Origin of the sequence: Thioalkalivibrio sp. ALJ15, from assembly GCF_000383695.1 — a bacterium.
Classification (GTDB): domain Bacteria; phylum Pseudomonadota; class Gammaproteobacteria; order Ectothiorhodospirales; family Ectothiorhodospiraceae; genus Thioalkalivibrio.
Window position 1 is genome coordinate 616865 of record NZ_KB912057.1, and the last position, 22289, is coordinate 639153.

At 67.3% G+C, this 22289-nt stretch carries 20 protein-coding genes; 12 read left to right on the forward strand and 8 right to left on the reverse strand.

Annotated elements, in window-relative coordinates:
- The first annotated feature begins 34 nt into the window (after window positions 1–34).
- The 6 genes from G015_RS0106485 (at window position 35) to G015_RS0106510 (ending at window position 4473) form a co-directional block, all read left to right on the forward strand.
- A complete protein-coding gene (locus tag G015_RS0106485) occupies window positions 35–1219 on the forward strand; it encodes a beta-ketoacyl-[acyl-carrier-protein] synthase family protein (protein ID WP_018137732.1) in 1185 nt (394 codons plus the stop codon).
- Window positions 1216–1992, forward strand: a complete 777-nt coding sequence (locus G015_RS0106490; protein ID WP_020146348.1) for a beta-ketoacyl synthase chain length factor — start codon at window positions 1216–1218, stop codon at window positions 1990–1992. Before G015_RS0106485 ends, G015_RS0106490 begins: the two co-directional genes overlap by 4 nt.
- A gap of 50 nt (window positions 1993–2042) precedes the next feature.
- On the forward strand, window positions 2043–2498 hold the full coding sequence (locus G015_RS0106495; protein WP_018993773.1) for a hypothetical protein: 456 nt from the start codon (window positions 2043–2045) through the stop codon (window positions 2496–2498).
- The gene (gene fabG, locus G015_RS0106500) at window positions 2495–3217 is read left to right on the forward strand and encodes a 3-oxoacyl-ACP reductase FabG (protein WP_019592170.1); all 723 of its coding nucleotides are present in this window, start codon (window positions 2495–2497) and stop codon (window positions 3215–3217) included. The genes G015_RS0106495 and fabG overlap by 4 nt, the downstream gene beginning before the upstream one ends.
- Window positions 3218–3226: 9 nt before the next feature.
- Window positions 3227–3967: a glycosyltransferase family 2 protein gene (locus G015_RS0106505; protein WP_018174592.1), complete on the forward strand. Its 741-nt coding sequence runs from the start codon at window positions 3227–3229 to the stop codon at window positions 3965–3967.
- A gap of 110 nt (window positions 3968–4077) precedes the next feature.
- Window positions 4078–4473: a hypothetical protein gene (locus G015_RS0106510; RefSeq protein WP_018137737.1), complete on the forward strand. Its 396-nt coding sequence runs from the start codon at window positions 4078–4080 to the stop codon at window positions 4471–4473.
- Window positions 4474–4587: 114 nt separating this feature from the next.
- Here G015_RS0106510 and G015_RS0106515 read toward each other — a convergent pair whose 3' ends face one another.
- Window positions 4588–5079: a YhcB family protein gene (locus G015_RS0106515; RefSeq protein WP_019592171.1), complete on the reverse strand. Its 492-nt coding sequence runs from the start codon at window positions 5077–5079 to the stop codon at window positions 4588–4590.
- A 195-nt stretch (window positions 5080–5274) separates the two neighbouring features.
- On the opposite strand from G015_RS0106515, the gene G015_RS0106520 reads away from it, so the two are divergent.
- Complete coding sequence (locus tag G015_RS0106520) at window positions 5275–5880, forward strand: DUF2459 domain-containing protein (protein ID WP_018137739.1); 606 nt, start codon at window positions 5275–5277, stop codon at window positions 5878–5880.
- Between the two features lie 29 nt (window positions 5881–5909).
- Here the strand turns inward: G015_RS0106520 and dacB are convergent, their stop codons facing one another.
- From dacB to efp, 3 genes are all read right to left on the reverse strand, one after another.
- On the reverse strand, window positions 5910–7376 hold the full coding sequence (dacB, locus tag G015_RS0106525) for a D-alanyl-D-alanine carboxypeptidase/D-alanyl-D-alanine-endopeptidase (RefSeq protein ID WP_018993775.1): 1467 nt from the start codon (window positions 7374–7376) through the stop codon (window positions 5910–5912).
- Between the two features lie 120 nt (window positions 7377–7496).
- Window positions 7497–8462 (reverse strand): EF-P lysine aminoacylase EpmA, encoded by a 966-nt coding sequence (gene epmA / locus G015_RS0106530; RefSeq protein WP_019592173.1) that lies wholly within the window; start codon window positions 8460–8462, stop codon window positions 7497–7499.
- Between the two features lie 19 nt (window positions 8463–8481).
- On the reverse strand, window positions 8482–9045 hold the full coding sequence (efp, locus tag G015_RS0106535; protein WP_018137742.1) for an elongation factor P: 564 nt from the start codon (window positions 9043–9045) through the stop codon (window positions 8482–8484).
- Between the two features lie 61 nt (window positions 9046–9106).
- Between efp and epmB the strand changes: the two genes are divergently transcribed.
- The 3 genes from epmB (at window position 9107) to G015_RS0106550 (ending at window position 14182) form a co-directional block, all read left to right on the forward strand.
- Window positions 9107–10171, forward strand: coding sequence for an EF-P beta-lysylation protein EpmB (gene epmB / locus G015_RS0106540; protein WP_018174588.1), 1065 nt, complete (start codon window positions 9107–9109; stop codon window positions 10169–10171).
- 94 nt (window positions 10172–10265) lie between these two features.
- Window positions 10266–12113: a hypothetical protein gene (locus G015_RS0106545; protein ID WP_018993777.1), complete on the forward strand. Its 1848-nt coding sequence runs from the start codon at window positions 10266–10268 to the stop codon at window positions 12111–12113.
- A complete protein-coding gene (locus G015_RS0106550; RefSeq protein ID WP_018993778.1) occupies window positions 12110–14182 on the forward strand; it encodes an EAL domain-containing protein in 2073 nt (690 codons plus the stop codon). The genes G015_RS0106545 and G015_RS0106550 overlap by 4 nt, the downstream gene beginning before the upstream one ends.
- Before the next feature lie 320 nt (window positions 14183–14502).
- Here G015_RS0106550 and dnaJ read toward each other — a convergent pair whose 3' ends face one another.
- The 4 genes from dnaJ to hrcA all read right to left on the reverse strand — a co-directional run bounded on the left by dnaJ (window position 14503) and on the right by hrcA (window position 19610).
- Window positions 14503–15654 (reverse strand): molecular chaperone DnaJ, encoded by a 1152-nt coding sequence (gene dnaJ, locus G015_RS0106555; RefSeq protein WP_028490895.1) that lies wholly within the window; start codon window positions 15652–15654, stop codon window positions 14503–14505.
- A gap of 121 nt (window positions 15655–15775) precedes the next feature.
- Window positions 15776–17707, reverse strand: a complete 1932-nt coding sequence (gene dnaK, locus G015_RS0106560; protein WP_018137677.1) for a molecular chaperone DnaK — start codon at window positions 17705–17707, stop codon at window positions 15776–15778.
- A gap of 140 nt (window positions 17708–17847) precedes the next feature.
- On the reverse strand, window positions 17848–18429 hold the full coding sequence (gene grpE, locus G015_RS0106565; protein ID WP_018137676.1) for a nucleotide exchange factor GrpE: 582 nt from the start codon (window positions 18427–18429) through the stop codon (window positions 17848–17850).
- Between the two features lie 125 nt (window positions 18430–18554).
- Entirely contained in the window at window positions 18555–19610 is a 1056-nt protein-coding gene (gene hrcA, locus G015_RS0106570) for a heat-inducible transcriptional repressor HrcA (RefSeq protein WP_018137675.1), read from the reverse strand.
- A gap of 112 nt (window positions 19611–19722) precedes the next feature.
- Between hrcA and G015_RS0106575 the strand changes: the two genes are divergently transcribed.
- Window positions 19723–20601: an NAD(+) kinase gene (locus G015_RS0106575; protein ID WP_018137674.1), complete on the forward strand. Its 879-nt coding sequence runs from the start codon at window positions 19723–19725 to the stop codon at window positions 20599–20601.
- 7 nt (window positions 20602–20608) lie between these two features.
- Window positions 20609–22270 carry a DNA repair protein RecN gene (gene recN / locus G015_RS0106580; RefSeq protein WP_020146350.1) on the forward strand — a complete coding sequence of 554 codons (1662 nt, stop codon included), beginning with the start codon at window positions 20609–20611 and terminating at the stop codon, window positions 22268–22270.
- Window positions 22271–22289 lie beyond the last annotated feature (19 nt).

The window sequence follows — 22289 nt, forward strand, 5'->3', positions numbered from 1 at the left end:
ACCGCCAACAGTCCCGCCAATCGCAGCCCGCCGAATGAATCCACTCGTAATCTCCGCCCACACCCTGACCGCCGCCACCGGAACTGGCCGCCAGGCCAATGCCGACGCACTGCAAAAAGGGCATAGCGGGCTGCGCGCCTGCGACCTGAACTCCGTACAGCTGGACACCCACATCGGGCGCGTGGCGGGTGTGGAGGACATCGTGCTGACGGATCACCTGGCCCCATTCCAGTGCCGCAACCACCAGCTGGCCGAGCTGGGGCTGCGCCAGGATGGCTTCATCGAGGCCGTCGAGATCGCGCGCGAACGCTACGGTGCCGGACGCATTGCGGTCTTGATGGGGACCAGCACCTCGGGGATCGCCGCGACGGAGCAGGCCTACCACCGCCGCGACCCGGACACCGGGGACCTGCCACCGGACTACGACTACCAGCACACCCAGAATATGTTCTCGCTGGCCGATTTCGTCGGCACCCGGCTCGGACTGCGGGGACCAGCGATGGTGGTCTCCACGGCCTGCTCGTCCAGCGCCAAGGTCTTTGCCGATGCCGAACGCTTTATTGCGGCCGGGCTCTGCGATGCCGCGGTGGTCGGCGGTGTCGACACCCTCTGCGGGATGACGCTGCACGGGTTCAACGCGCTGCAACTCGTGGCACCGGGACCCTGCCGCCCGCTGCATGCCGAACGCGCCGGCATCTCGATCGGCGAGGCCGCCGGATTCTTCCTGCTGGAGAGGGCCGACAGCCACGCCGCCGGCCCTCGACTGGTCGGCCACGGCGAATCCAGCGATGCCCACCATATGTCTGCCCCGCATCCGGAAGGACTCGGTGCAGCGCGCGCGATGGAGCAGGCCCTCGCGCGGGCACAGCGGTCCGCCGAGGCCATCGACTATGTGCTCATGCATGCCACCGCGACCCCGGCCAACGACCGCTCCGAGGCGCGCGCCCTGGCGCGCCTGTTTGGCGCAAAGAGCCGCGCCACCGGCACCAAGGGCCTGACCGGCCATACCCTCGGGGCGGCCGGCGCCGTCGGGGTCGCGCAGGCACTGGCCAGCCTGGAGCGGGGCTTCGTGCCCGCTACGGCGGGGCTCGACCACCTGGACCCGGGGCTTGAACTGGACGCCCGAGGGGCCGCTGAGGAACGCGACATCCGGCACGTACTGGTGAACGCATTCGGCTTTGGCGGCAACAACTGCAGCCTGCTGCTGGAGGCCGCATGAAGGTTGGTATTGCGGCCATCGGCCTGCTGGGCCCGGGGCTGGCCGATTTCGCCTCGGCGCGCCACATCCTCGCCGGGCAGGAACCCCATGAGCGGGCGCCGGTGGCCATCCCGCCGACCACCCTGCTGCCGGCCAACGAGCGCCGCCGCACGACGGACACGATTCGCCTGGCGCTGAAGGTCGCGGAGGAGGCCACGGCCGACTGCGACCGCAGCCAGCTGCGCTCGGTGTTCGCCTCGTCCTCTGGAGATATGGATATCATCGACCGTATCTGCGAGGCCCTGACACAGGCGGAGCCCATGGTCTCGCCCGTGCAGTTCCACAACTCGGTCCACAACGCCCCTGCCGGCAACTGGTCGATCGCGACCGCGAATCCGGCCCCGGCAACGGCCATCTCCGGGTTTAATGCGACGCTGGCGGCAGGGCTGCTGGAGGCCGCCACGCTACTGCAGGCCGAGGGTGGCGACGTCCTGCTGGCCGCCTACGATGTCGCATCCATGGTCACATTCCGGCGTGTACGCCCCATCACCGAGCCGTTTGCCGTCGGCCTGCGCCTGAGTCCCGCGGGCGCCGGGCGGCCCACACTCGAGCTGGCGCTGGGAAAAGGCGGCGATCCCACGCCCTGCCGCCAGGATTCACTCGAGGCCCTGCGCGGCACCAACCCCGCCGCCCGCGCCCTGCCCCTGCTGGAGGTGCTCGCGCGCGGCGAAGGCGGTCATGTTACGCTTGCCGCGCCGCTGGGACGATCACTGGAGATCCGCGTCACGCCCTGATCTCCCGGTGGTTCGCCTCTCGCATTAACAACGGATCAGGACGATCCCGCATGAAGGCCGCCAGCCCCCAACTGAACCACGAGGCAATCTGCCGCCTGCTGCCGCATGCAGGCGCGATGTGCCTGCTGGAGGCCGTGGTCGAATGGGACGAACAGGCGATCCGTTGCCGCGCCATCAGCCACCGCGCTCCCGAAAATCCCTTGCGCAACACCACCGGGCTCCCGGCCCTGTCGGCGCTGGAGTACGGCGCCCAGGCGATGGCCGTGCATGGAGCCCTGCTGGCCGATGCCGGACCACCCAAGGCCGGCTTCCTGGCCGCGGTCCGCAACCTGCGCGTGCACCGGACTCTGCTGGACGACCTGAACGCGGACCTCGACATCACAGCCCACAGCGTGATGTCGGATCGCAACAGCTCCATCTATGATCTCGAGGTATCGGCCGACGGCGAGCCCGTCCTGTCCGCGCGCGCGACCGTGATCCTGCAAACCGAGGACACCCCGACATGAGCCATCGCGCACTGATCACCGGCGCCAGCGGCGCCATCGGCCAGGCCATCGCGCGGGCTCTGGCCGATAGCGGCTGCGAGGTCCTGCTGCACGCACACCGCAACCCGGGCCCCGCCTGGGATCTGGCCGAACAGATTCACTCCGACGGCGGTCAGGCGGATGTCCTGGTCTTCGACATCACCGACGCCGATGCCGCGCGGGCGCAGCTGGAGCCCGTCGCGGCTGCGCAGCCGGTGCAGGTCCTGGTGCACAACGCGGGCGTGCACGACGACGCCCCGCTGGCCGGCATGAGCCCGGAACAATGGGCCCGCCCGATCGATGTCGCGCTGAACGGGTTCTATAACGTGGCCCAGCCACTGCTGCTGCCGATGATCACGACCCGCTGGGGGCGCGTGATTGCGATCTCCTCGGTGGCCGGCGTGGTCGGCAACCGCGGCCAGGCCAACTACGCCGCGGCCAAGTCGGGACTGCACGGGGCCATCCGCTCGCTGGCGCAGGAGGTCGGGTCGCGCGGCATCACGGCCAATGCGGTCGCGCCGGGGATTATCGAGACCGCGATGAGCGAGTCCAGCTTCGACGCCGAGACGATCAGGCGCATGGTGCCCGCGCAGCGCGCCGGACGCCCCGAGGAGGTCGCCGGACTGGTGGCGTATCTGGCCTCCGAGCAGGCCGGCTATGTCTCCGGCCAGGTGATCGGCATCAATGGCGCGCTGGCCTGACCCGAGACGATGGCGGCCGTCCACGCACTGATACCGGCCCATAACGAGGCCCCCACGATCGCCGCGGTCGTCGCGGCCACGCGAGCCCATGTCGACCGGGTAATCGTGGTCGACGACGGCTCGCGAGACGGCACTGCCGACCGCGTCCCAACCGAACCCGGGGTGATTGAAGTCCTGCGGCTGCCGGAAAACCGTGGCAAGGCGAACGCGCTGTGGACGGGCATGCAGTACGCCCTGGAACAGGGAGCGGATGCCATCATCACGCTGGATGCGGACGGCCAGCACGATGCCTCGGAGATCCCGAACCTGATCGCCGCCGGGCACGCTCATCCCCATCATCTGGTGATCGGGGCACGGCTCAAGGGCCGGGAAACAACGCCCCCTCTGCGCCTGTTCGGCAACCGCACCGCCGACTTCTGGATAGGCTGGGCCTCGGGGCAACCCCTGCGCGATTCGCAGTCCGGCTTTCGTCTGTATCCGGCAGCACTGCTGCAGCAACTGCAACTACCCCATGGCGCGCGCCGCAGCTTCGTATTCGAGAGCGAGGCCCTGATCGAGGCCGAACGCCTGGGCTTCCCGGTCACCCTGGTGCCCGTGCGCTGCATCTATCCGGACCAGCACCGCGCCAGCCATTTTCGGGCCGCCACCGACACCCTGCGCATTATCCAGATGGTCGCCCTGCGCCTGCTGGCACGTGGCCTGCACCCGCTCGGTCTATTGAGGCACCTGGGACTGCTGCGCAGACCCTGAAAATCACCGCAAGGGTCGGATTCACAAACCTTTTTCCAGGGCGGGAATGGCAATTCGCGGTCACGCTGCCTACACTGCGAGGTGATCATCCACCATCAAGGACGACACCAATGTCTGCAAGACTCCTGCTGATCCTGCTCGTGGCCAGCGTACTCGTACTCGCGGGCTGCCGCGGTACCGCACCGGTGCATGATGTCAGCGACACCACAGTCACCGATGTGCACGGCGAGCGCCCGAACGCTGAGCAGATGCAACAGGCGATCCGCAATGCCGGCGCGGCACTGGGCTGGCAGATGAGCGAAACCGAGCCCGGCCTGCTCGAAGGTCGGCTGTCGCTGCGCGACCATATTGCAGTGGTCGAGATCCCCTACAGCGACGGGGCGTACAGCATCCGCTACAAGGACAGCTCGAACCTCGACTACGAGGATGGCCGCATTCACCCGAACTACAACAACTGGGTGCAGAATCTGGACAACCAGATCCGCGCGGAAATCTCGGCGCTCTAATCCCGTTACCCCCGTATAGCCACCCCGACAAACAGAAAGGCCGGGCATACGCCCGGCCTTTCTTTCGTCCGCTCCCGCGATTACACCTCGCCAGCGGAAGGAGTATTCGCCCGCCTAATCGACCCGCGGACGCGACGGCGACTGCTCGGTGTCGGAGGACTCGCGGTAGTCGCTCTCGTAGCGCCGGTCGGGTGCATCGCCCTCCGGCTCCGAGTCGCGTTCACGGTGACCGCGGCTCTCACTCGGACTGTCGCCGTAATCACGATTCGGCACGTTCGACAACAGACGTCCTGCACGATCCTCCAGACGGTCCCGGGTCGGCTTGTCCGCCAACTCCTCCGCACTCTGGGCGAGGTGGTGGTAGAGGTCGCGATAGGAACCGGCCATGGTGGCGAACAGGGTAGCGGTGCGATCGAAGTGATCGTTGACCTGACCGCGATAGCGCGTCAGCTCCTGCATGCGCCGATCCAGCTCTTCCTCCAGCTCGCGGATCAGTTTGCGTTCGTCACTGGTCACGCGGCCGACCCAGAAGCCCACCAGACCGGCCACCACGATTGCCAGAATCCCGAGGGCCGTCCACAGCCCGACTGCCGTTTGATCTTCCACTGTCACCTTCCGCGAGGAAACACGGCCGCCATTGTGCCGTACGACCGTCGCGAACGCACTCGCCGTCCCCATTCCCGGCCATGCTAATCTCGCTCAACGCGAACCGCGTCAATGGAACCCGCCCTAACGGGTGACGGACAACGATGCGATCGGCTGTCGCGATCGTCGACACACACAGCCAAAGGCCCCCGAACCATGCGCCCAAGGCAGACCACACACTGGCTATACCTGATCCTGGGCATCGGCCTGGCCGGGCTGCTGTCCGGCTGCGCCCCGACCACACTCAAGGCCCCGGCGGAGCCCGAAGACCCGGTGACCGTGGCCGTACTCGACCATGGCCGCCACTCCAGCCTGGTGCTGCCGACCGAGCCGCCCGGGCACTGGCTGCGCTATTCCTATGGCGACTGGTCGTTCTATGTCGAACGCAATACCGGACCGGGCGCGATGCTCGCGGCCGTCTTCGCCTCGACCCGTGCAGCACTGGGGCGCCAGGAACTTGAGGGCGCCGACCTGAACACTGCCGTGCGCGGGGGTCTGCGGGTCCCGCTGGAGGACATCCACCACATCGAGGTCCCCGCCACGCGGGCGCAGGCGCTGATCGAAAAGCTGGAGGCCATATGGGAAGAAGGGGCCGACGAGCGCGTCGACTCCGCGGCCTGGGGCATGAGCTTCGTCCACCATCCGGATGCCTACACCCTGCGCCACAACTCGAACCGCGTGGTCGCCCAGTGGCTGGAGAGCCTGGACGTCGAGGTATCGAAGAAACCGGTGCTCTCGAACTGGCAGGTCGAAACCCGCTAAACCAGGGAAACCCTGAGATCGGTGTTTCCCTAGAGCCCGTGCGCCCACTCCAGGACCGCATCCTGGAGATTGCGCCCATGCCCGATATGCGCACGCGGCCCATTCACCAGCACTGTGACGATCACGTCATCGCCGCTGGACGTGCGGACATAGCCCGCCACCGCCGAGACCTCGTTGATGTGCCCGGTCTTCAGGTGCATCTGCCCGCGCAGGTCGCCATTGCGGAAACGGTTGCGCAGGGTACCGTCCAGCCCCGACAGGGCCAGGGACGACTGGAACTCGGGCCGATGCGGGTGCTTCCAGCCCGCCTCGAGGATCTCGCCGAGCTGGCGCGCGGTCATGCGGGCATCGCGGCTGAGGCCCGAACCGTTGTCGACCACCATACCGCCGACATCCACCCCCAGATCGCGCAGTGAGTCGACCAGGGCCTCGCGCCCCTTGTCCATCGTCGCGGGCGGGCCGTTCTTGCGCGCCCCCAGGGTCAGCAGCAAGTGATCGCTCATGACATTCGAGCTCCACTTGTTGGACACCCGGATCAGATCGGACAGGGGCCGCGAGCGATGGCGCACAATCGGCTCGTCATGCAGCACGGGCAGCACGCCGGTACGCACCCTGCCCGTCAACTCGCCGCCCCATTGATCCCAGGCCATGCGAAACATCTCGGCATGATTGGCCTCCGGCGAGAGTACCGAGCGCAACATCTCGTAGTTGCCACAATTCACCGGGTACTGACCGGAAAAGGTCACCCGCTGGGCGTCCTGATCGACATTGAACTGGATACCCCGCTGCCACTCGCCACACCCCCCTCGGGTCGGCTGCAGACGGTTGACGACCTCGAGCCCGGGCAGCGGCGGATCGACCACCACGTCGATGCCGTTGCCGCGGCGCTCGGGACGCACGTGGAAGCGCTGGGAATTGGAATTCACGTGCAGGGCATACGGCAGCTGGTTGTACGCCCGCAGTGGCTGACGGTTGAAGTCTCCAGGGTTCCCATTCGGGAGCTGGAAGTGGCTGGCATCCAGGATCACATCGCCCTCGATGCGCTTGAGCCCGGTTCGGCGCAGCTCGCCGATCATGCGCCAGTACTCCTCGCTCACCATACCCGGATCGCCAGTCCCTCGGATCACCAGGTCCCCACGCAGTACACCGTCCTGGATCGGGCGGGTGGCCCAGATCTCGGTCGTCCATGTGTAGTTGGGGCCGAGTTCGTGCAGGGCCGCCAGCGAGGTGGCCAGCTTGACCGTGGAGGCCGGGTTATAGGGGGTATCGGCATTCAGCCGGGCCAGCACGGCCCCGTCCGGGACCCGCTGCACCCAGAGACCCACTGAGTCGGGGGACAGCCCCTGGGCCTGGATTGCCCGCTGTAGTGGCGCAGGCAGGTGTTCGAACTGCGCCTGCGCCGGCTGCACGGCCAGCAACAGCGCGACACACAGCGTCCAGGGAGACAAGGCCCGGCGGAACGACCGTCGGGAGAACCAGAAAAAACACTTGCGCATCGAAGCTACCATCCCGAAGCAGACACCGGATCGACGCCACAATAGTCACCCGCAACGGGGGGGCTGACAAGCCCCGGATCGGCGCAACGCCGGCCCTGCCGGACAAACCCGCAAACCGCCTCAGGCGGACTCGAACGGGAAATCGATCACCTGCTCGATACGCTCCACCCCCAGCAGCCGCATCAGCAGACGATCGACCCCCAGTGCCACCCCGGCACACTCGGGCAGCCCCGACGCCAGCGCGGCCTCCAGATGGGCATCGGGCTGGGGCAGGACCTGGCCACGCTGCCTGCGCAGCGCCTGGTCGCGATCGCGACGTTCGCGAAACTGGGCGAGGTCGCTCAACTCGTGGTAGCCGTTGGCCAGTTCCAGCGCACCCCAGTACACCTCGAAGCGCGCCGCGAGCCGGGCATCATGTTCGCAGGGACGTGCCAGCACCGCCTGGCTCTCCGGGTAGTCGTGCACCACGGTGAGCCGGTCGCCCGGAAACGCCGGTGCAATCGCCAGACTGATCAGGAGATCCAGCCAGGCATCACGATCCAGCTCGCCCTCGATATCCAGCCCCTGCCGTGCCGCGACGGCCTGCAGTTCGTCGGCATCCGCCACCAGCGGATCCACACCCAGATGCTCCTGAAACAACGCCTGATACGAGATCTCGCGCAGGCGGGCCGGACGCCTCCAGCGCGTATCCAGCGCCGCCTGGTTCATGATCAGGGCCACCACCTCGCGCGCCAGACGGTGATGATCCATCCCGTGGCGGTACCATTCCAGCAGTGTGAATTCGGGATTGTGACGGGGCCCCGATTCGCCACCGCGAAAGACGCGCGCGAGCTGGTAGATGTCCGGTGCGCCATCCGCCAGCAGGCGTTTCATCGGGTATTCCGGCGAGGTCTGCAGATAGCCACTGGCGCCGTCCGGGCTGGTTGCAGTCCAGCTCTCGACCATCGGATCCAGAGGCGCGCCGCAGCTCAGGATCGGCGTCTCCACCTCGAGCACATTGCGTGCCGCAAAGAACCCGCGCAGGCCGGCCAGCAGCCGCGCACGCGCCTCCCGGGCCGCCGCGGCGCCCGGTCGCCAGTCAGTCATGCCCGGCCACCCGCGACGATCAGACGCGCGAGACGTACTCGCCGGAGCGGGTGTCGACCTTGACCGTCTCGCCTTCCTCGACGAACAGCGGGACCTTGACCACCGCACCGCTCTCGAGCGTTGCGGGCTTGGTGCCGCCCTGGGCGGTATCACCGCGCACGCCCGGGTCGCACTGGGTAATCTTCATCTCGACAAAGGACGGCGGCACCACCGACAGCGGTTCGCCGTTCCACAGGGTTACGGTGCAGACGTCCTGCTCCTTCAGCCATTGACCGCAGCCACCGAGCGCGGCCTCGCCGACCGCGTACTGCTCGAAGGTGTCCGGCACCATGAAATGCCAGAACTCGCCATCGTTGTAGAGGTACTGCATTTCGGTATCCATGACATCGGCCGCCTCGACCGACTCACCGGACTTGAAGGTCTTTTCCAGCACCCGCCCCGTGCGCAGGTTGCGCAGCTTGACGCGGTTGAAGGCCTGGCCCTTGCCTGGCTTGACGAATTCGTTCTCGACGATGGCCTGCGGGTCGCCATCCAGCAGGAGTTTGAGACCGGCCTTGAATTCGTTGGTACTGTAGGTTGCCATTGCGCGTCAGTCCTCAAGCGATTGCGTGGCGCGGACATGACCGCCCACTAACGAGTCCGCCATGCCCACAAAGCCCATCATGATAACGCGCACGCCGCGGGGAACCCAGCCGAGCGACCGAACCCACACGGGGGACACCACCCCGGCCTGGCAGCAGGCGCTCGCCCGCGCGATCCGCGACCCCGACACCCTGGCCCGCGAACTGGAACTGGACCCGGCTCACCTGCCCGGCCTGCACGCGGGCCATACCCTGTTTCGGGTGCGCGTGCCGAGGAGCTACCTCGCACGCATGCGCAAGGCGGACCCGCAAGACCCGCTGCTGCTGCAAGTCCTCCCGCAGCAGCAGGAGAGCGAGGAACACCCGGGCTTCGTGGCGGACCCGGTGGGCGACCACGACGCCCTGGCCGCCCCGGGTCTCGTGCACAAGTACCACGGTCGCGTGCTGTTGCTGACGACCGGGGCCTGCGCGGTGCACTGTCGCTACTGTTTCCGCCGCGAGTTTCCGTATGCCGAGCACAACGCGTCCCAGGAGGACTGGGCGCCAGCGCTTGCCTACATCCACGCCGACAGCTCCATCCGCGAGGTGATCCTGAGCGGCGGTGACCCCCTGTCGCTGTCGGATCCCCGCCTCGCCGATCTGGTCCGGCGGCTGGAGGCCATCCCCCACCTCGAGCGCCTGCGCATCCACACGCGGCTGCCGGTCGTCCTGCCGGAGCGGGTGGACAACCAGCTGCTCAACTGGCTGGGCAAGGGACGCCTGCATCATGTACTGGTCCTGCACGCCAACCACCCCAGGGAGTTTGCCGACCCGGCCGCCGCCGCCCTTGCGCGTCTGCGCGCGCGCGGCATCACACTGCTGAACCAGGCGGTACTGCTGGCCGGGATCAACGATGACCCGGACACCCTGTGCGAGCTCCAGGAGGACGGTTTTCGCCACGGTATCCTGCCCTACTACCTCCACCTGTTAGACCGCACACGGGGCACCGCCCACTTCGAGGTCACGGAACAGCGCGCGCTGGAGCTGCACCAGGCCCTGCATGCCCGGCTGCCCGGCTACCTGGTGCCCCGCCTGGTCCGCGAGGTCCCGGGCGAGCCCGGCAAGACGCCCCGTTGGGCCGGGCTATGAAGGCGCGCACAGAGGCCTTGATTAGCAGCCCCCTCGGGAGGTGCTACAGTGAACGGATGCCCGGCCACTAACGGTGCAACCTCCAGACCCCCTCATGACCGACACCCTGCCCAAACTGCCCACCCGCACGGCCGGCCCCGAGAGCTTCCCGCATCGCCAGCCGCGCAGCCTGCGCCAGTGGTGTCGAGCGCTCCCGTCGGCCGACCCGGACTCGGCCTTTTCCCATCTGCGTCAGGCCCTGAGAGAACTGAACAGTTTCGCGCTGCAACCCGGGGTTCGTTACTCGCTGATCACCCTGCTGGAGGAGCCCCTGCTGCCCTTGCTACAGCGGACCGGGAAATCCCTTTCCCAGCGCATGCTCCCCCTGGGAGCGCGCAGCCTGAAGCGCGCGCGCGAACAGGCCGAGGCACTGGACAGCCTGCTTACCGCCTGGCTCCTGATTGCCCGTGAACACCACGGGCAGAGCGAACGCAGTGCGCGTGCGCTGCAGGCCGCCCTGGCCTTGAGCGCCGCCCAGGCCGTACACCACTGGCGCCTGTATCAACCGCTCCCGGATGACTTCTGGCAGCGTACCTACGCCCTCCTGTCATGGGCACGCGCACAGAACCTCGCGCAGGCACAGCCGCGCGACGAGCCTCGCTATGGGCCCCTGTCCATGGCCCCGGTCGAGACCCTGGCGGCACGTCTGATGCTGCTGGGCGGCAGCGACCCCAATGCCCTGGAGGTGGGCGAGGTCGACCTGCTGGCTCGCTGGCTGGACCGTCTGCCGCTGTCCTGCGCCGAAGGGCTGTCCGCGACCCCGCACCCCGACCTCCCGGTCCTGTGTGCGGCCCTCGACAGCGCCCACCCTCCGGGGCTGACACTGCGCGAGCACGCGCGGCTGCACGGTGACTGTTGTGTCGAACTCGGGCCGGTGCTGGAGCAGCTGCGAGAGGCGCCTCGCCGCCTGGAACCGCACCGGCGCCCGGACGAGCGCAGCCTGACCGAACGCCTGCTGCGGCTCTGGTCGCAGCTGCCCACCCGCCAGCATTCGCGCGAAACCACCGAGGGCCAGCACCGCCTGTGCCTGTTGGGGATCAAGCGCATCCAGCACTTCCTGTGCGAGGAACTGGAGGAACGAAAGCGCGACACATCGCATACGCCCCTCCCCAGCGGGGTCACCCGGGACACGGATCGGGTGGGCGTTTACCACATGTCCACCGCCGCCGAGCGCGGCTCGGACTTCGCCCTGGTGGATGCCGCGAGCCCACACCGGCCACCGTCGGAACTGCGCAAACTGGCTGAGGGACCGCCCGATACGGCCGCAGCCGCCTGGGAGAACGTCGGCCGCGGGCTGGAGAGTGACCGTCCGGACGAACCCCGCACCCCGATCACCAAGCGGCACCCCCCCGAGCAATGGACCGTGGACGACATCGGGGCGGGCGGACTGCGCCTGCGGCTGGCCCAGCCCCGCCAGTCACTACTGATTGGCGACCTGGCCGCCCTGCGCCACCCCGACGACCACTACTGGACCATCGGGGTCCTGCGCTGGATCCGCTACGAAAGCGACATCGAGATCAGCATCGGGGTGGAATTTCTCGCCGAGCGCGGCCTGCCGGTGCAACTGCAGGAGTACCGCAATGGCCGCGCGGCCGGCCCGGCGCACCCGGGTCTGTTTGCCTCGCTGCGCAGGGATCGTGGCGGGGCGGCGCTGTTCATGCCGGCCCAGGTGTTCGACCACGAGAGCCGCGTCGTATGCTGGCTGGCGGGCCGCCCGCGTGTCCTGGCACTGGACAGCGAGCGTACCGGTACGACACTGTTTACCGAAACCGGCTGCCGGATGACCGATCTGACGCTGGGAGAACCGCCTCCCGATGACATGGAAGCCAATGAAGCGGTGACTGACCAGGCCCAGCCCGGGCTGTCGCTCACACCGCGCGAACGCAATAATGGACCCGCATGAGCGAAACCATCCGAATCCTCTTTGTCACGGCGAATCCGAACCTCGCCGAGCAAGTCATCAGCAGCATTCGTACGCGGGGTAGCGCGGTACGCCCGGAGCAGGTCGAGACCCAGGACGACCTGATCAACGCGCTGGAGAACACGCGACACGACGTGGTCGTATTGATCGAGCCCGGTCTCGTGCTCTCGCGAGAGGTGGTCGATACGGCCCTGCGCGACAGTGGGCGCCGCATCCCGCTGGTCCTGCTGACCGAGCGTCCGGAGCCCGAGCGTGTCCTGGACTACGAGGCCGGGAGTTTCGCCGTGGTCGATCACGAACAGGTGGAACTGGCGAGCCTGATGGCCATCCGCGCGGCCGAACAACGGCGCCTGCGCCAGCGTGTCCAGCGTCTTGAGGCCTCCCTGCACGAGTCGGAGAACCGCTGCCAGTTGCTGCTCGATAACTCGCGCGACGCGATCGCGTATGTCCACGAGGGCATGCACCTGTACGCCAACGCCTCCTGGCGCGAACGCTTCGGTATCGAGGATCCGGACGAGGTCGACGGGCTGCCACTGATGGACCTGGTCACGGCCGATAACCGCGGCGAGATGAAGGCGCTGCTGCGCCGCTTCCAGAATGGCGAGGAAGGCGATACGGCTCGCGCCCACTTCCACCTGCAGAGTATCGATGGCCTGCCATTCGAGGCCGACCTGCGCCTGTCCGCCGCAAGCGTGGAGGGCGAGGCCTGCACCCAGCTCCAGCTGGAAGCCAGCCAGGAAGACCCCGAGCTGGCGGAGCGAATCGACTTCCTATCGCAGCGCGATCTGGTCACCGGTCTGTACAACCGCCAGCACTTCCTGTCCACAATCGAGAGCGCTCAGACCCGGGCCGAGGAGACGGAGAAACCCTTCGCCCTGCTGACCTTGGCAGTCGACCGCTTCGCGGAGATCCGCGCGAAGGTCGGGATGTCGGCCGCCGATCTGCTCCTGGCCGACATGGGCAAAGTCATCGAGGATCATTTCCCCGAACCCGCCATTGCCGCACGTCTGGAGGGCGAACACTTCGGTGTCCTGGCGCCGGAGACCCGCCGCCAGGAGGTCGAGGAGCGCATCCACAGCCTGATGCAGGCCGTCACCGGGCATGTCTTCGAACTCAACCAGTCGTCGACCAACTGCACCCTGTCGGCCGGCGCCGTGATCGCCGACGAAAGCGCCCCCAGCACGGAGGATCTGCTCGACCAGGCCCACCGGGCGCTGGAGGAGGCGGTCGAGGCCGGCGGCGGCGTCCATCGCTTCTACCACCCGGCCGAAGGCGAGCTGACCCAGGGCCAGGCCGACCAGCAGTGGAAGCTGCGCATCCAGGACGCCCTGGACCATGACCGCCTGGAGCTTCGCTTCCAGCCGATCGTGCATCTGCACGGCAACGACCGGCCGCGCTATTCGGTGTTCGTGCGCCTGCGCGACGCCGACGGCCACCTGCACGAGCCATCTGCCTTCCTGCCTGCGGCCGAACGCACGGGCATGGCCCCGGCGGTGGATCGCTGGATCGTCAAGACCGCGCTGGGCGAACTCGCCGGGTGCCTGAAGGCTCAGCCCAAGACCCAGTTTTTCCTGAAGCTGGGCACCGGCTCAATGGGCGACCCGACTGTGGTCAGCTGGCTCAACGATGACCTGCACGCCCTGCGCATCCCGGCCGACAACGTCGTGGTCGAGCTCAAGGAGCCGACCGTGGTCACCAACCTGAAGCCGGCGATGAACGTATCGCGCGGCCTGGTCGAGATGCACAGCCACCTGTGCATCGACGACTTCGGCAATGGCCTGAACCCTTTCCAGTTGCTGCAGCACCTGGAGGCCGATCACATCAAGCTCGACCCCTCGTTCGTCGAGGGGCTGGCGGAGAACGAGGAGAACCAGGAGGCGATCCGCGAGTACGTCGACGCGGCGCACGCCAAGGGCAAGCAGGTGATCGTGCCGCACGTCGAGGATGCCAGCGTGCTCGCCGTGCTCTACGGGCTGAACGTCAACCTGGTGCAGGGGTACTTCATCCAGTCGCCCCTGGCCAAACCGACGTTCGACTTCGAGGCGACCTGACCTAGGGAGACGCTGATTCAATCGCACGTCCGCGTTGGTGCCCCCTGTTTTCCGAGACAAGGCGCGTCGTGCAGCGGGTAGTGGTTCTACCCGCCCGTTTTTGATGAATGCGGGGCGCAACGCAGGATCGGGGAACAGGGGGCACCAACCCCACAAGCCATTGAAGGCAGGGGCTCGGCCGCCCGTTGTTATCAAAAACGGGCGCGCGCACGGCGTTGCGGTTCCCTTGTGCAGAGTGACTGCACGGCAGTCACCGCGCCTTGTTCGCACGCAAAAGCGACTCGAGCGCGAGCGTGCACATTCATCAGTGTTTCCCTAGCCTATTTCGACCAGAAGTTCAGGTCCTCGAAAAAGCCCTTCACGCCATCCAGCCAGGAGTGCGCCTGCGGGCTGTGCTTGGTGCCGCCCGCCTGAGTCGAGTCCTCGAACTGGCGCAGCAGCGCCTTTTGCTCCTTGGTCAGGTTGATCGGGGTCTCCACGGTCACCCGGCAGATCAGATCGCCGACACCACCCCCGTGCACGGACTGCACGCCCTTGCCACCGACGCGGAACTGCTTGCCGGTCTGCGTCTCGGCGGGCACCTTCAGCTTCACCCGACCGTCCAGGCAGGGGACCTCCAGTTCGCCGCCGAGTGCGGCGCTGGCAAACGAGATCGGCACCTCGATATGCAGGTCGGAGCCCTCGCGGCGGAACAGCTTGTGCGGCTTGACCCGCACCTGCACGTAGAGATCCCCCGGCGGGCCGCCGTTGACCCCGGCCTCGCCCTGACCGGCCAGGCGAATGCGGTCACCGCTGTCGACCCCGGCGGGGATCTTCACGTCCAGCGTGTTCTGCTCCTGCACCCGGCCGTTGCCATTACAGGCCTTGCAGGGGCTGGCGACGATCTTGCCCGAGCCCTCGCAGCGCGGGCAGGTCTGCTGCACCGAGAAAAAGCCCTGCTGGATGCGCACCTGGCCCACGCCGTTACAGGTCGGACAGGTCTCCGGCGAAGTACCCGGTTCGGCACCCGAGCCGTCACAGGCCTCGCAGGAGACGGTGGTCGGGATGCGGATCTTGACCTCGGTGCCAAATACGGCCTCCTCCAGGGTCAGGTCCAGGTTGTACTGCAGGTCGGAGCCGCGGAATGCGCGCGAACCGCGCGCGCGGCCACCGCCACCCCCGAAGATGTCGCCAAAGATATCCTCGAAGATGTCCGAGAAATTGGAGGCCCCGGCACCACCACCAAAGCCCCCGGCCCCACCATCGACGCCGGCATGTCCGTAGCGGTCGTAGGCTGCACGCTTCTGGTCGTCACTGAGGACGTCATAGGCAGCGCGCGCCTCCTTGAACTTGGCCTCGGCCTCCTCGTCCCCCGGATTGCGATCGGGGTGGTACTTCATCGCCAGGCGGCGAAAGGCCTTCTTGATGTCGGCGGCCGAGGCGTCCTTGGCGACGCCCAGCACCTCGTAATAGTCGCGTTGTGACATGGTCATTTCCAGGTAGATCGTTCGCGCGAACGCGGAATGCCTTCACGCAAACGCCCGGAGTCACAAGTACCCCGGGCGCGGCGTTCAAACAGGACCGGAAGGACGCGAAGCCCCGCCGGCTGCGGCATCAGCCCTGCTTCTTCTGGTCGTCGTCGACTTCCTCGAACTCGGCGTCCACTACGTCGTCGGCCTGCTGTTCGCCACCGGCCTGCTCGGCCCCGGCCTCGCCCGCGGCATCTGCGCCCTGGGCATAGGCCTTCTCGGCCAGTTTGCCGGAGGCCTCGGCCAGCTTCTGGGTGGACTGTTCGATGGCCTCGACGTCGTCACCCTCCATGGCCTTCTTGACCTCGGCGACGGCCGCCTCGATCGCGGAACGCTCGTCGTCGGAGACCTGGTCACTCAGGTCCTTCAGCGACTTCTCGGCCGAGTGCACCAGGGCATCGGCCTGATTGCGCGCGCCGACCAGCTGCTGGAACTTCTTGTCTTCCTCGGCGTGGGCCTCGGCATCCTTGACCATCTGTTCGACTTCCTCATCGGACAGGCCGGAGGAGGCCTTGATCACGATCTTGTTCTCCTTGCCGGTCGCCTTGTCCTTGGCCGAGACGTTCAGGATACCGTTGGAGTCGATATCGAAGGTGACCTCGATCTGCGGCACACCGCGCGGCGCGGCCGGGATGTCCTGCAGGTCAAAGCGGCCCAGCGACTTGTTGGCGCTGGCCATGTCGCGCTCACCCTGCAGCACGTGCACGGTCACCGCGGTCTGGTTGTCGTCGGCGGTGGAGAACACCTGGTTGGCCCGGGTCGGGATGGTGGTGTTCTTCTCGATCAGCTTGGTCATCACGCCGCCCATGGTCTCGATCCCGAGCGACAGCGGGGTCACATCCAGCAGCAGCACGTCCTTGACGTCACCACCCAGCACGCCAGCCTGCACCGCGGCACCCACCGCAACGGCCTCGTCCGGGTTCACGTCCTTGCGCGGCTCCTTGCCGAAGAAGGACTGCACCGCTTCCTGCACCTTGGGCATGCGGGTCTGACCGCCGACCAGGATCACGTCATCCACCTCGGAGGCGGACAGGCCGGCATCCTTCAGCGCGACCTTGCACGGCTCGATGGAGCGCTTGACCAGGTCGTCGACCAGGCTTTCCAGCTTGGCGCGGGTAATCTTCAGCGCCAGGTGCTTCGGCCCGGTGTTGTCGGCCGTGATGTACGGCAGGTTGACCTCGGTCTGCTGGCTGGAGGACAGCTCGATCTTGGCCTTCTCGGCGGCCTCCTTCACGCGCTGCATCGCCAGCGGGTCGCCCTTGATGTCGATGCCCTGGTCCTTCTTGAATTCCTCGACCAGGTAGTCGATCAGGCGGTTGTCGAAGTCCTCGCCACCCAGGAAGGTATCGCCGTTGGTCGCCAGCACCTCGAACTGGTGCTCGCCGTCCACTTCGGCGATCTCGATGATCGAGACGTCGAAGGTACCGCCACCCAGGTCATACACGGCGATCTTGCGATCCCCGCGCTGCTTGTCCATGCCGTAGGCCAGCGCGGCCGCGGTCGGCTCGTTGATGATGCGCTTGACCTCGAGCCCGGCGATCTTGCCGGCATCCTTGGTCGCCTGACGCTGGGAGTCGTTGAAGTAGGCCGGGACGGTGATCACCGCCTCGGTCACCGTCTCGCCCAGGTAGTCCTCGGCGGTCTTCTTCATCTTCTGCAGCACACGCGCGGAGATCTCCGGCGGGGCCATCTTCTTGCCCTGCACCTCGATCCACGCATCACCGTTGTCGGCCTTCACGATGTTGTAGGAGACGAGCTTGATGTCCTTCTGGACCTCGCCTTCATCGAACTTGCGCCCGATCAGGCGTTTGGCCGCAAAGATGGTGTTCTGCGGATTGGTAACCGCCTGGCGCTTGGCGGACTGGCCGACCAGTACCTCGCCATCTTCACTGAACGCGACGATGGACGGGGTGGTGCGGGTGCCTTCCGCGTTCTCGATGACCTTGGCCTGGTCGCCTTCCATGACGGCGACGCAGGAGTTGGTGGTCCCGAGGTCGATACCGATGATCTTGCCCATGGCTGAATTCTCCTGATGCGAAAATTTTTGCGCGGCAGAGAACAACTCTCTGCCAACTTGTACGGGAATCTGGGGCCCCCGGCCGCGTTTTCAAGGGACGCCCTGTCACGCGCCCCGAAAACCGTCCCGGAGAGACCGGGTCAGGCGCTCTCGTCGATGTTGGGCGAGGTGGGCGCCTTGGAGACCACGACCATCGCCGGGCGCAGCACACGGTCCTGCAACAGGTAGCCCTTCTGCATGGTCGCCACCACGGTATTCGGCGGGTTCTCCGGATCTTCCTGCATGGACATCGCCTGGTGGCGTTCCGGGTCGAAACGCTCGCCGGTCGGGTCCTCGGCCTGGATGCCGAACTTCTCGAACACCCGGTTCAGGTTTTTCAAGGTCAGCTCGGCGCCCTCGATGATGCGCTCGACATCCTTGGACTCGCGGGCGGCCTGCAGGCCCATCTCCAGGGAGTCACCCACCTCCAGCATCTCGGAGGCAAACTTTTCCATCGCGTACTTGTGCGCGTTCTCCAGCTCGCGCTCGAAGCGCCGGCGCTGGTTCTCCAGCTCCGCCTGAGCGCGCAGTGCCTGGTCGCGGCGTTCCTCGGCCAGGGCCTCGAGCTCCTGGAGGCGGGCATCGACACCCTCAACGGCCTCGTCGCCCTCGGGCTGGGTGTGCTCCGAATCCGCGGCCTCGAATGCTTCCGCCGGTTCCTGGGGTTCACGCTGATCGGACATGTCTGCCTCGTAGAATCGGTGAAAAAGTAAAACGCATGCCGGACCCTACGGGCGGCACACGCGGATCAATTCGGTTTGACTATCGGGACTCTGGGGGCACCCTGGGCGGTTTCAAGGGCGTCCGACTATTTCGTGTCATGGACCGGGTCGCCAAGCGCCGACCCCAGCAGGCGCGCGGTCACATCCACAATCGGAATCACGCGATCGTAGGACATGCGCGTAGGCCCGATCACCCCGAGCACGCCGACCACTTCCCCGTCGACACTGTAGGGGGCGGTGACCACCGAACAGTTCTCGAACCAGTCGAGCCCGGACTCGCGCCCGATGAAGATTTGTACCCGGTCGCTGCGGATGCACTGATCCAGAATCCCGAGGATCTCGCGCTTCTCGTTGAATGCCTCCAGCAACTGGCGCAGGCGATCGATGTCCGCCAGCTCCTCGTAGCTGAGCAGGTGGGTCTGGCCCGCGACCACGACATCGTCCGGGTCTTCGCCGGCCACGGCCTTCTCGCCCAGATCAATGGCCGCCAGCATCATCGCATCGAGGTTCTCGCGCACGTCGCGCATCTCGCGCAGCAGGGCATCGCGCACCGCGTGCAGACTCTTGCCAGCCAGGTGTGCGTTCAGGTAGTTGGCCATGCGCTGGAGGTCGTCCTGATCGAAGTCGCGCTCGAGCTCCAGTACGCGGTTCTGCACCTCCTTGCCGTCGATCACCAGGATCGCCAGCACCCGGCGCTCGCCCAGGCGCAGGAACTCGAGCTGGCTGAGCGCCACGTTACGGTGGCGCGGCAGACGCACCATGCCCGCCATGCGCGTCACCTGCGACAGCAGGTTGGAGGTCGCCCCCATCAGGTCCTGGGTGGTCGCGTTCGGGTCGAAACCCGACTGGATCGCGCGGATCTCCTCGACCGTTGGTTCGCGCACCTCGAGCAGGCTGTCGACGAACAGGCGGTAGCCGCTCGCGGTCGGGATCCGCCCGGCGGAGGTATGCGGCGCCTGGATCAGGCCCAGGTCCTCGAGATCGGCCATCACATTGCGCACCGTGGCCGCGCTGACCTTGAGCCCGGAGGTGCGCGCGAGGGTGCGCGAGCCGACCGGCTGACCGTCGCGGATATAGCTCTCGATCAGGGTCCGCAGCAGGGTACGGGCCCTGGCATCCAGATTGATCGCGGCGTTTTCCATCGGTGATCAGCGCTCCATGGGGGCGAGTAACAATGCCCAGTGTTCGATCCGCACCGGGAGACGTCAAGAAACCGCGGATGCAGTCCCCCGCCCTTTTCCGGATAATGCCGCCATGATGCCGGAATTCAAGACGATCGGGCTGGTGGGCAAGACCAGCGACTCGCGCACGGGCCCACTGGTGGCACGGCTAGTGGAGCTGCTGCACTCGCGCGGCCGCCAGGTCCACATGGAGCAGGACATCCCCGGTTTCGACCGTCCGGACGACATCGCCCTGCTCCCCCTGGCCGAACTCGCCGAGGCCGCCGATCTGCTGGTCGTAATCGGCGGCGACGGCACGTTGCTGGCCACAGCCCGGCGGATTGCCGACAACGAGACCCCAGTACTCGGCATCAACCTCGGGCGACTGGGCTTCCTGGTGGACGTCTCGCCGGAGACGGCCTGCGAGGAGCTGGGCGAGGTCCTCGATGGCGCGTACGAGTTGGAACCGCGCGCGATGCTCGAGGCGGAGCTGATCCGCGACGGTGTCACCATCCACGAAGGCATCGCGCTCAACGACGTGGTGCTGCACGTGCTGAGCGTGGTGCGCATCATCGAATTCGACACCGCGATCGACGGCATGGACATCGGCCGCCTGCGGGCCGACGGGCTGGTCGTGGCCACCCCCACCGGCTCCACTGCCTACGCCCTTTCCGCTGGCGGCCCGATCCTGACCCCGCAGCTGGACGCGATGGTCATGGTCCCCGTCTGCCCGCACAGCCTGAACCACCGCCCGCTGGTGGTCAGCGGCCGTTCCACGGTGGAGATTCGCCTGTCCAGCGGGAGCCGGTCGCCGGCCCAGATTGCGCTGGATGGCCAGGAGAACATCGACTTTGCCCCCGGCGATCTGGTGCGCATCCGCCGCCGCGAGCGCAACCTGACCCTGATCCACCCGCGCGAGCACTACTTCCTGCGCGTCCTGCGCACCAAGCTGCGCTGGGGCGAGCAGCCCTGATCCCGCCATGCTGCGACTGATCAGCATCCGCGACTTCGCGATCATCGACCGGCTGGAACTGGAGCTGGACACGGGCCTGAGCGCCCTGACCGGCGAGACCGGGGCCGGCAAATCCATCCTGATCGACGTGATCGGCCAGCTGCTGGGCGACCGTGCGGATGCGGGCATGGTGCGCGAGGGGGCCGAGCAGGCCGATCTGTCCGCGGAGTTCGCCCTGCCCGAGCAGGGCTCGGCCAGCACGTGGCTGGCCGAGCAAGATCTGGCGGACCCCGATGACGACGCGGTGCTCCTGCGGCGGGTCCTGACCCGCCAGGGCAAAAGCCGCGCCTGGATCAACGGCCGCCCGGTCGCGGTCGGCCAGCTGCGCACGCTGGGCGAGTGGCTGGTGGACATCCACGGCCAGCACGCCCATCAGCAGCTGTTGCAGCGCGACACTCAGCGCCACTGGCTGGACGGCTTCCTCGAAGGCGACCGCGTGTCCCGCGTGCGCGAGGCCCATCAAGCCTGGCGCGAGACCGCCCGTGCGCTGGAGCAGGCCCGCGAGAGCCAGGCCGACACCTCCGACCGCCTCGATCTGCTGCGCTTCCAGACCACCGAGCTGGCCGAACTGGCCCCGGTACAGGACGAGTACCCACAACTGCTGGTCGAGCAGAACCAGCTCGCCCACGGCACCGAGGTGCTGAGCGCGCTGCAGGCCGCCAGCCAGCAGATCGAGGACGACGCCGGACTCGATGCCCAGATCGGCCATGTGCTGCACGCACTGCAAGACGCCGCGCAGCACGACGAACGGGTCAACCCGGCTGTCGAGTTACTGGAATCCGCGCGCATCCAGATCGACGAGGCTGGCGACACCCTGCGCCGGCTGGCCGACGGCATCGAACTGGACCCGGAGCGCCTGGCCGAGCTGGACCAGCGCGTCGGCGAGTACCTGCGCCTGGCGCGCAAGCACCGCGTCGATCCCGAGGCCCTACCGGTCCTGCACGACGAACTGCAGACCGAGCGGGACGCCCTGGAGAACGGCGACCAGACCCTCGAGGCCCTGGAGGCGCGCGAACAGGAGACCCGTACCGCCTTTGATGCGGCCGCCAAGGCGCTGAGCCAGGCCCGCCAGCAGACCGCCAGCCGCATCGGTCAGGCAGTCACCGACACCATGCAGGAGCTGGGCATGGCCGGCGGCCACTTCGAGATCGCGATCGAGCCCGCCGACAAGCCGCAGGCGCACGGCGTGGATCACATCGAGTTCCGAGTCGCCGCGAACCCCGGCGCTGCCCCCCAGCCGATGGCAAAGGTCGCCTCCGGCGGCGAGCTCTCGCGTATCGGGCTCGCGCTACAGGTGCTGGCCAGCCAGCAGCAGACCGTGCCCACGCTGATCTTCGACGAGGTCGACAGCGGCATCAGCGGCGCGGTCGCCGAGGTCGTCGGGCGCAAGCTGCGCACCCTGGGCGAGCGCCATCAGGTGCTGTGCGTAACCCACTTGGCGCAGGTCGCCGCCCAGGCCCACCAGCAGCTGGAGGTGCAGAAGTCGCACGGCCAGGACGGCACCCGCACCGCCATCCAGCCCCTGGACGACGAGCGCCGCGTGGAGGCCCTGGCCCGCCTGATCGGCGGCACCCAGCTCACCGAGACCACCCGCACCCACGCCCGCGAACTCCTCGCCGCTGCTGGATAATCCGGCACTCAGACCACAA